Source organism: Geobacillus sp. LYN3, assembly GCF_003064505.1.
Lineage (GTDB): Bacteria > Bacillota > Bacilli > Bacillales > Anoxybacillaceae > Parageobacillus_B > Parageobacillus_B toebii.
Window position 1 is genome coordinate 741832 of the sequence record NZ_QCWL01000001.1, and the last position, 9925, is coordinate 751756.

The 9925-nt window shown below is 47.4% G+C and carries 8 protein-coding genes and 1 pseudogene; 7 read left to right on the top strand and 2 right to left on the bottom strand.

What is annotated here, in order from left to right; translation table 11 throughout:
• The first annotated feature begins 208 nt into the window (after positions 1-208).
• The 6 genes and pseudogenes from DCC82_RS03875 (at position 209) to DCC82_RS03900 (ending at position 6926) form a co-directional block, all read left to right on the top strand.
• Positions 209-1621 carry an amino acid permease gene (locus tag DCC82_RS03875; RefSeq protein WP_097354056.1) on the top strand — a complete coding sequence of 471 codons (1413 nt, stop codon included), beginning with the start codon at positions 209-211 and terminating at the stop codon, positions 1619-1621.
• Between the two features lie 95 nt (positions 1622-1716).
• Positions 1717-3264, top strand: coding sequence for an L-glutamate gamma-semialdehyde dehydrogenase (gene pruA / locus DCC82_RS03880; protein WP_097354057.1), 1548 nt, complete (start codon positions 1717-1719; stop codon positions 3262-3264).
• Positions 3265-3334: 70 nt separating this feature from the next.
• The gene (locus tag DCC82_RS03885) at positions 3335-4543 is read left to right on the top strand and encodes an ornithine--oxo-acid transaminase (RefSeq protein ID WP_097354058.1); all 1209 of its coding nucleotides are present in this window, start codon (positions 3335-3337) and stop codon (positions 4541-4543) included.
• A 205-nt stretch (positions 4544-4748) separates the two neighbouring features.
• Positions 4749-5358: pseudogene (locus tag DCC82_RS03890) on the top strand (DedA family protein).
• Positions 5359-5457: 99 nt separating this feature from the next.
• A complete protein-coding gene (locus DCC82_RS03895; protein WP_097354059.1) occupies positions 5458-6312 on the top strand; it encodes an Rpn family recombination-promoting nuclease/putative transposase in 855 nt (284 codons plus the stop codon).
• Positions 6313-6461: 149 nt separating this feature from the next.
• On the top strand, positions 6462-6926 hold the full coding sequence (locus tag DCC82_RS03900) for a DMT family transporter (protein WP_286170465.1): 465 nt from the start codon (positions 6462-6464) through the stop codon (positions 6924-6926).
• 153 nt (positions 6927-7079) lie between these two features.
• Here DCC82_RS03900 and DCC82_RS03905 read toward each other — a convergent pair whose 3' ends face one another.
• Both DCC82_RS03905 and DCC82_RS03910 read right to left on the bottom strand, forming a co-directional pair.
• Positions 7080-7685 carry a DUF4411 family protein gene (locus DCC82_RS03905; RefSeq protein ID WP_015865234.1) on the bottom strand — a complete coding sequence of 202 codons (606 nt, stop codon included), beginning with the start codon at positions 7683-7685 and terminating at the stop codon, positions 7080-7082.
• Positions 7686-7696: 11 nt separating this feature from the next.
• Entirely contained in the window at positions 7697-8170 is a 474-nt protein-coding gene (locus tag DCC82_RS03910) for a helix-turn-helix domain-containing protein (RefSeq protein ID WP_015865233.1), read from the bottom strand.
• Positions 8171-8746: 576 nt separating this feature from the next.
• Between DCC82_RS03910 and DCC82_RS03915 the strand changes: the two genes are divergently transcribed.
• A complete protein-coding gene (locus DCC82_RS03915) occupies positions 8747-9853 on the top strand; it encodes an MFS transporter (protein WP_483299661.1) in 1107 nt (368 codons plus the stop codon).
• Positions 9854-9925: the final 72 nt, after the last annotated feature.

Here is a 9925-nt window from a genome sequence, read left to right on the forward strand (position 1 = left end):
TTTTACCAACTGTGGATAATTTGAAAATCCCTATTTTGACGAAAAACTTTGAAATATACTCTTCATAGCTGGCTAAATATATTGAAAATAGACAAAAGTTATAGTTTATTATAAATTGACAAATAGATTTGCAGTAAGAGAGGTTCTGTTCCCTTTCTCAAAATGTAAGCGGTTGCGAAATCGATCATAGAGAGGGGAGAGTTTTCGGATGCAACCCGCGCAAGAACTGAAACGAGAGCTAAAAAGCAGGCATTTATTTATGATCGCGCTAGGTGGGGTGATCGGCACCGGTTTGTTTTTAGGATCGGGTTATACGATTCATGAGGCGGGGCCAGGCGGGGCTGTCGTTGCGTATCTTTTTGGCGGATTGGTCATGTATTTGACCATGCTTTCGTTGGGAGAATTGGCCGTCCGCATTCCTGATGCCGGGTCGTATCAGACGTATGCGACAAAATTCATCTCGCCGGCGGTAGGGTATTGCATCGGCTGGCTGTCATGGCTGAACTGGTCGGTGACAGTCGGCATCGAGCTTCTCACCGTCAGCATCCTCATGAAGCGGTGGTTTCCCGATGTACCGACGTGGGTGTTTTGCGCCGTCTTTGCTTTGCTCTTGTTTTTGATCAATGCGTTGTCTGTCAAAGGATTTGGCGAGGTGGAGTTTTGGTTTTCGAGCATTAAGGTGTTGACGGTCATCGCCTTTATTGTTCTCGGTCTGGCGGCCATGTTTGGCGTCATTCAGATGAAAAATGGACAGCCCGCTCCGTTTTTCTCGAATTTTACTGATCATGGCGGATTGTTTCCAAACGGGTTTGGGGCCATCTTTACGACGATGATCCTCGTGAACTTTTCGTTCCAAGGGACGGAATTGGTCGGCGTGGCGGCGGGGGAAAGCCGCGAGCCGGAAAAAACGGTGCCGGTTGCGCTGCGCAACACCATATGGCGCATTTTAATTTTCTTCATTTTGGCCATTTTTGTGCTGGCTGGCTTGTTTCCGTGGGAGAAAGCCGGCGTTGTGGAAAGCCCGTTTGTTGAGGTGTTTGACAACATTGGCATTCCGTATGCAGCCGATATCATGAATTTTGTCATCATTACCGCGGTGCTGTCGGTGGCCAACTCGGGCTTATATGCGACATCGCGCGTCCTCTGGTCGATGTCGCGCCAAGGCATGGTCACTCCGTTTTTCAGCAAGCTATCGAAACGCGGCGTGCCCATCAATGCGCTTATTGCCAGCATTGCCATCGGCTGCTTGTCTCTGTTGTGCAGCGTGTATGCGGAAGATACGGTGTACGTCTGGCTGACGGCGATCGCCGGATTTGGCGCCGTCACGGTGTGGGCTTCCATCGCGCTGTCAAGCTATTTCGGCCGGAAAGCGTTTTTGCGCGAAGGCGGCGATGTGCGCGATCTGAAATACAGGACGCCGTTGTATCCGTTCGTGCCGCTGGCCGCGTTTGCGTTGAATATGGCGACGATCATCGGACTGGCCTTTATCCCAGATCAACGGATCGCGCTTTACTGCGGCATTCCGTTTTTGCTCGCTTGCTACGGGTACTACCACCTTGTGGCGAAAAAACGGGTTCAGCCCCTAGCCGCAGAAGAAGGGGAGCTCAAGGCCGCCAAGTAAAAACAATTGAAAAAAGCCATAATCATTTGCATAATATAACTATGAAACCGTTTTATAACGAAAAATTTTTTTGCCTTTAAAAGGAGGATGACCAAATGGTGCAGCCGTACAGACACGAACCGCTCACCGACTTTACCGTAGAAGCAAACCGTGAGGCGTTTTTAGCGGCGCTCAAAAAAGTGGAATCGGAGCTTGGGCGCGATTATCCGCTTGTGATCGGCGGCGAGCGGGTGATGACGGAAGACAAAATCATTTCGATCAATCCGGCGAACAAAACGGAAGTGGTCGGCCGGGTGGCGAAAGCGAACAAAGAGCTGGCGGAGCGGGCGATGAAAACCGCTGATGAGGCGTTTCGCACTTGGAGCCGGACGAGCCCGGAAGCGCGGGCCGATATTTTGTTCCGGGCGGCGGCGATCGTGCGCCGGCGCAAGCACGAGTTTTCCGCTTGGCTGGTGAAAGAAGCAGGCAAACCGTGGCGCGAAGCGGACGCCGATACCGCGGAAGCGATTGACTTTATGGAATATTACGGCCGGCAAATGTTGAAGTTGAAAGACGGCATTCCGGTCGAAAGCCGTCCGGGGGAAACGAACCGCTTTTTCTATATCCCGCTTGGCGTCGGCGTCGTCATTTCACCGTGGAACTTCCCGTTTGCTATTATGGCGGGGACAACGGTCGCTTCGCTTGTGACGGGCAATACGGTGCTGCTGAAACCGGCGAGCGCAACGCCGGTGGTGGCGTATAAATTTGTGGAAGTGTTGGAAGAAGCGGGGCTTCCGGCTGGTGTATTGAACTATATCCCGGGCAGCGGGGCTGAAGTCGGAGATTATCTCGTCGACCATCCGCGCACACGATTTATCAGCTTCACCGGATCGCGGGATGTCGGCATCCGCATTTATGAGCGGGCGGCGAAAGTGCATCCGGGGCAAATTTGGCTAAAGCGCGTCATCGCGGAAATGGGCGGCAAAGACGGCATCATTGTCGATAAAGAAGCGGACCTCGAACTGGCGGCGCAATCGATTGTCGCGTCGGCGTTTGGCTACTCTGGGCAAAAATGTTCGGCGTGCTCGCGCGCGATCATCGTCGAAGATGTGTATGACCAAGTGTTGAATCGCGTTGTCGAGCTGACGAAGCAGCTCAACGTCGGCGATCCGGCGGAGCAAGCGACGTTTATGGGGCCTGTCATCGACCAAGGGGCGTACAACAAAATTATGGAGTATATCGAAATCGGCAAGCAGGAAGGTCGTCTCATGACCGGCGGGGAAGGAGACGACTCGAAAGGGTTCTTCATCCAGCCGACCGTGTTTGCGGATGTCGACCCGAACGCGCGCATCATGCAGGAGGAAATTTTCGGACCGGTCGTGGCGTTTGCGAAAGCGCGCGATTTCGATCATGCGCTTGAGATCGCGAACAACACGGAATACGGCTTGACGGGCGCCGTCATCTCGCGCAATCGGGCGAATCTTGAAAAAGCGCGGCACGAGTTCCATGTCGGCAACTTGTACTTCAACCGCGGCTGCACAGGGGCGATCGTCGGGTATCAGCCGTTTGGCGGCTTCAACATGTCAGGCACTGACTCGAAAGCGGGCGGCCCGGACTATTTGATCCTCCATATGCAAGCGAAAACGGTGTCGGAAATGTTTTAAACCAAAAAAGGGCGGCGGCGTCCGCCCTTTTATAGCGAAGAAACGCAGATAAGGAAAGGAGCGGTTGATGATGGCTACGAAGTCCGAACAGCTCATTGAACAGACGGAGCGATACGGAGCGCGAAATTATCATCCATTGCCGATTGTCGTTTCCGAAGCGGAAGGGGTATGGGTGAAAGACCCGGAGGGCAATCGCTATATGGACATGTTAAGCGCCTATTCGGCCGTCAACCAAGGACATCGTCATCCGAAAATTGTGGAGGCGTTGAAGCGGCAAGCTGACCGCGTCACGCTCACATCGCGCGCCTTCCATAACGACCAACTCGGCCCATGGTACGAAAAAGTGTGCCGGCTGACGAAAAAAGAGATGGTGCTGCCGATGAACACCGGCGCCGAGGCGGTAGAAACGGCGCTCAAGGCGGCGCGCCGCTGGGCGTATGACGTGAAAGGCGTCCCTGACAATCAGGCGGAAATCATCGTTTGTGAAGGCAATTTCCATGGCCGGACGCTCGCCGCGGTGTCGTTGTCGTCCGAACCGGCTTATAAACGCGGTTTTGGTCCGCTTTTGCCCGGGGTGAAAATCATCCCGTACGGGGATATCGAAGCACTCAATGCAGCGATGACCCCAAATACGGCGGCGTTTCTTGTCGAACCAATCCAAGGGGAAGCCGGCATCCGCATCCCGCCGCAAGGCTTTTTAAAAGCGGCCTATGACGTGTGCAAAGAACACAACGTGTTGTTCATCGCCGATGAAATCCAAACCGGGCTAGGACGGACGGGGAAGTTGTTTGCTTGCGACTGGGAAAATGTTGTGCCTGATATGTATATTTTAGGGAAAGCATTGGGCGGCGGGGTGTTCCCGATTTCGTGCGTCGTCGCCAACCGCGACATTTTGTCGGTGTTTGAACCGGGCTCGCACGGGTCGACGTTTGGCGGCAATCCGCTCGCTTGCGCGGTGTCGATCGCCGCGCTTGAGGTGATCGAAGAAGAGCGGCTGGCGGAGCGGTCGCTTGAGCTTGGCGAATATTTTTTGGCAAAGTTAAAGCAAATCGAAAACAAGGACATTAAAGAAATCCGCGGTCGCGGCTTGTTTATCGGCGTCGAGCTGCATGTGCCGGCGCGTCCGTATTGCGAAGCGCTGAAAGAACAAGGGCTGCTTTGCAAGGAGACGCATGAAACGGTCATCCGTTTTGCGCCGCCGCTCATTATTACGAAAGAAGAGCTCGACTGGGCGATTGAGCGGATTGTAAAGGTGCTGTCCCAACCAGCTGCGGTTTAAAAAAGTGGAAAAAAGGTGTCCCGAAAGTACAGCGGGGCGCCTTTTTGTTTTGCGGGGAATGGCGGTTTTCTGTTAAGATTCCCAAGCAGGAATTTGGTTCGTTTTGTCGAAAAAGTATGTAAAATTTTAAGATAGGGAAAGGATTGCATTGACGCTGCATAAACATCCTACATAAGCGAAGGGCGAGTGAATGGAGGAAGAACGCATGCAGGCTTGGATCACTGATTTTATGGAGCAATTCGGATATATCGGTATTTTTTTGATGATCGCGCTTGAAAATATTTTCCCGCCGATTCCGTCGGAAGTCATTTTGCCGTTTGGCGGATTTATGACGACGTACACGTCTTTGACGGTGCCAGGCGTCATTGTGGCAGCGACAGCGGGATCGATCGTTGGTTGGGGCGATCGTGCTGTATGGGATCGGCCGGCTGTTGTCCGTTGAGCGGCTTGAGCGGATCGTTGACCGCTGGGGCGGATGGCTGCGGGTGAAGCCAGAAGATATTGATAAAGCGAATCGGACGTTTCAGCGTTACGGGGTATGGGCGGTGTTTCTTGGCCGCATGATTCCGCTCGTGCGCAGCTTGATTTCCATTCCCGCGGGCATGGCGAGGATGAATCTTTGGCTGTTTGTCTGGCTGTCGGTATTGGGGACGCTCATTTGGAATACGATTTTAATCTCCGTCGGCGCGGCGCTCGGCCAGTCGTGGGGGAAAGTGTCCGAGGTGATTGGCGCGTATGCTGATGTTGTCTATATTGTGCAGCGTGCCTGTCACGCCCCGATATATGTCGAGATTTGTAGAAACAGAGGGTCATAGATTGGCTCTCTGCTTTTGTTTAAAAAATTCATTCCCAAGCAGGAATTTGGTTCGTTTTGTCGAAAAAGTATGTAAAATTTTTGGAGGTGAGGTAAATGTATGGCCGTCGATCACGACCGCTTGTTTAAAGAGCTCATCACAACGTTTTTTGAAGAGTTTATTCTTCTCTTTTTCCCCGACATGTACGAGCATATCGACTTTCGCCATTTGTCCTTTTTATCCGAAGAACTGTTCACCGATGTGACCGCTGGGGAGAAATACCGCGTTGATCTGTTAGTCGAAACGAAATTAAAAGGGGAAGACGGGCTGATCATCGTCCATATCGAAAACCAAAGCTACGTTCAACCATCGTTTCCAGAGCGTATGTTTATTTACTTCAGCCGCTTGTTTGAAAAATACCGCACGAACATCGTTCCGATTACCGTCTTCAGCTACGATGCCATCCGCGACGAACCATCTTCATTTACGCTTCGACTTCCATTTGGGAACATACTCCACTTCCGTTTTTTCACCGTCGAGCTGCGCAAACAAAACTGGCGTCATTATATTCGCAACGACAACCCGATCGCCGCTGCGCTGTTAAGCAAAATGGGGTATACTGAAAGTGAACGAATTGAATTGAAAAAACAATTTTTACGCATGCTTGTGCGCATGGAATTAGACGAAGCAAAGCAACGATTGTTAATCGGCTTTTTCGAAACATATGTGCAACTGTCGGATGAAGAAGAACAACAATTACGAAACGAGGTGAACAAGATGGAAACGAAAGAAAAAGAACAAGTGCTCGAATTGTTAATTTCGTATGAGCAAAAAGGATTAAAAGAGGGTGTAAAAAAAGGATTACAACAAGAAAAGCGACAAATTGCGAAAAAGATGTTGGTAAAAGGGTACGACATCCAAACGATTCACGAATTAACCGAACTGCCGATTGAAGAGATTGAAAAATTGAAATAAGGGTGTGATTGTGATGTTTAACAGAGAGCCATCGATTGCCCCTCTGTCATTTTTTTAAAGTGGTATGTAGCAGTAAGGCGGTATTTAGCAAATATGAGGATTTAGCGAGGGGAAGGAAACGATGTGCGCAATGCGGGTCTCGGTGCCGCATAGCCCCGCTACCAGAGGGTTTGGTGCCTGTCACCGCCCAAAATATGATTAAAAAAGCAACGGTCGATGCGCGTGTGATGACAGGGTGGATGTTGTTGTTTGGGTCTTTGCTTTTATTTTTCATTAGTTTGTGGATGGAACCGAACGGCTTATCCAGCTTGGCAGGCGGTACGCCATCCCTATGGATGATCTTCCTTGCTTCCGCTGTATTTGCCACTGCGCTCGGCCATATGTTTTACAACCAAGCGATTCAACATATTGGTGCGGTGGAATCGGCGATTTTCATTAATTTGAATCCTTTGTTTTCTTTGCTGGGAGCTTATTTATTCCTCGGAGAATCTATTTCCCATACACAAATGATCGGATTTATTTTAATTGTACTCGGTGTCGTCTTAGGCAGCGGTGTATTGGATGAAATCGAGGTGTTTACTCATCGCTCGAAAATGATGGGGAAAAAGTGTTGAAAAACGGAGCTTGTGGGGCTCCGTTTTTTGGTGAGGGCCTGTCGCTTGGCGATGAAATAAGGGGATTTCCTCTATCCACACAATATTTTTTCTGTTCTTGTTTTTATGTTGAGGGCATGTATTTGCCACGAATCGAAAGTAGGTAGGGGAGATTCATCGTTCTAACATGTTATGTAAATCTTGCAACATACCAGCAAAAACTGGATCACGATGTATGTTTTCATATACAGTTGGGTCAATTATTACATAATTTTCTGACAAAAGATCAAAGAGCCTACTTTCGTTCTGAGGAAATAAAAGGGGATACAGCATGAAATCTTTGATATTTGCCGTAACGAAAATGCAATCGTATTGCCAGGCGGCCAATAATATTCGAGCGTCAGATACGCTCCCATATTCCATATCTCTTGCTGCATTGATATCACTTTTGTACTCAGAACGAACGTAGGCGGTTATTTTTCTTATTTGATGTTCTATCTCTGGTGTTGCGAGATCAGGGACTGTTTCTTCTATCAATTCTAGTAGTTGTGCTATGCGTTGATTTTCTTTTTCGCTGAGCGTATAGGATTGCACCTCTAACTCCCGGATTACTTCTTTAGGAATATAAAGGACTGATTCTCCGTTTCGAAATTCCTGTAAAACGTTCCTCCAAAAACGCTTTGTTGCTTTTTTGTAGCTTTTATGGGCACGTGGGTTAGACTTATACCGGAATACGTTCGTGTCTAACATATATACTTTTGTTTCTGTTATGTTCCCCATATTTTCCTTCTTTACTCCTCTTCCCCTAAATATTCCAACATCTTTTCCGCTATGTTGATGGATTGATTTTTTATCTTTTGTCTTTTTCGGAGAAATGCTGGCCAGTTTGGATGATGGAGAAACTGTGCGGTTGGAATGATCCATTTTCCACTGCCTTCAAGGCGCTGGTACGCATCAATTTTTCCTTCTGCGCAATATCGGCGAACCATTTGTGGTGTGACGTCGAGAAGAAGTGCGACATCGCGAACGGTTAGATATTCTGGAATGGTTGGTTCCGTTATTTGGCTAAGAACGTTCTGGACTTCTTCTTTTTCTTGTTCGTTTAGTGCTAGATACATCTTCTCTTTTTGTTTTTCCAGTTCAAGTGAAAGTCTTACTAGCTCCAAGTAACGTCTGGCGTTTTCACTTAGTGTTGACGTTTTTTCATATTCATCAACATTTGAATTTCCTGCTGTTCGAAAAAGAGTAGTCATTTTTTTATTCACCCCTTCCTCACCTCCATTATATCAGAATGATTAAAGAAACTAAAGAAAAAAAAGAAATAAAAGAAACTTTTATTAATATTTGTTTCCTTATTAAGGGAAAATATTCTCTGGAATGATTGCTTGCGTGTCTGTGCATTGCAATCCGAAGTTATTGAACAAACACATCATCTTAGTGACCGGAGAAGAACAGACGATTGATTTGCCACGCTCGGATGTCCTGAAATACTATTTTGCCAACGCTTGGTTTTAATCACGTTCATTAGGTATTAGGGTCCGTGTCTTATTTAGTGTTCTTTATATCATTGTGATTACAGTAATTTTCTCTCCCATTCATTAGCGGGAAACGATGATAATACACAAATGTATCATAATTTGTTAAAATTTTATGTATATTATAAAAATTCAAAACATATTTTTTTTGGAAGCCAAAGAGTCGTTCTTTCGTCAAAAAAGATAAAGATTTATTTACGTAAACTAAACAAAATCATCAAATATGTAAAGTAACCTATATAGTAGAGTAAGTGATTTGCCGACCGTTTTATAACCGAAAGAATGGGGGAGAGCGCAGTGAAGAAGATAGAAGATGCCTTGCCTTTGCATGAAACAAAAAGGCGTCCGGGATGGAAACTGTATGTTTCTTTGCCGGTTTTATCGTGGGCGTTGTATGATTTTGCGAATACGATTTTTTCCTCGAATGTGAATACGATTTTTTTCCCGCTTTATGTTTCAGAAACGGTGGGAAAAAGCGAGAGCTTGAACCAGATAGCCAGTACATTTATTTCGTATGCGAATGCGTTAGCTTCTTTCTTTTTAGTCGTATTTTCTCCTTTATACGGCACATGGATTGACCGGACTGGGAGAAGAAAGAAATGGCTTGGGATATTTACAGTTCTTGCGGTTGTAGCGACTTTGCTTATGGGCGTTGCCGGATATTCGAATCATGGGAATTTCATTTTTGGATTGCCGGTGTCTTTTGTCATCACCGTGCTTTTATTTGTCGCAGCAAAATTTTTTTATCATTCGAGCCTTGTTTTTTACGATTCCATGATTTCGAGTTTGGGGAATAAACAGGAAATTCCGCTCATCTCCGGTTTTGGCGTTGCCGTCGGATATGTCGGAACGCTTGTCGGGCTTGCCGTGTATCCGTTTGTTGGCGAAAACGATTACTACCGGGCTTTTATTCCAAGCGCCCTTTTGTTTCTCCTTTTTTCTTTACCGCTTTTTTTCTTTGTCAAAGAAGAAGCCGTTGCGCTAAAGCGAAAGGCCGGATTTTTTGCGGGCTATCGGGATATTTATGCGACGTTGAAAGAAATGAAAAAGTATCAAAGCATTTTTACATTCATGATTGCTTATTTCTTTTTAAATGATGCCGTGGCGACGACGATTGCCATCATGTCCGTTTATGCCAAAGCCATTGCCGGGTTTACGGCGGGGGAATTTATCCTTTTATATTTAGTTTCCACCGTTTCTAGCATTATAGGTTCCTTTCTTTTCGGCTATATTACGAGAAACAAAGGGGCAAAAAAAGCAGTTTTGTATGTCGGCATCATGATGTGCATCGCCTTGGCGATAGGAGCGCTTGCTTATTCCAAGCTTTCCTTGTGGATCGCCGGAAGTTTGTTCGGCGTCAGTTTAGGAGCGATGTGGGTCACGAGAACATCCGCCGGAAGCCCACTGCTTTAACTGTGGGAGGAAGGCGGGGTTTATATTTTTAGTATATATTGAATTTTTCGTTCAATATAAGTACACTGGATT

Coding starts and splice junctions, on each gene's coding strand:
- DCC82_RS03875 (WP_097354056.1), top strand. CDS start 209: ATGCAACCCGCGCAAGAACTGAAACGAGAGCTAAAAAGCAGGCATTTA.
- pruA (WP_097354057.1), top strand. CDS start 1,717: ATGGTGCAGCCGTACAGACACGAACCGCTCACCGACTTTACCGTAGAA.
- DCC82_RS03885 (WP_097354058.1), top strand. CDS start 3,335: ATGGCTACGAAGTCCGAACAGCTCATTGAACAGACGGAGCGATACGGA.
- DCC82_RS03895 (WP_097354059.1), top strand. CDS start 5,458: ATGGCCGTCGATCACGACCGCTTGTTTAAAGAGCTCATCACAACGTTT.
- DCC82_RS03905 (WP_015865234.1), bottom strand. CDS start 7,685: ATGGGGAACATAACAGAAACAAAAGTATATATGTTAGACACGAACGTA.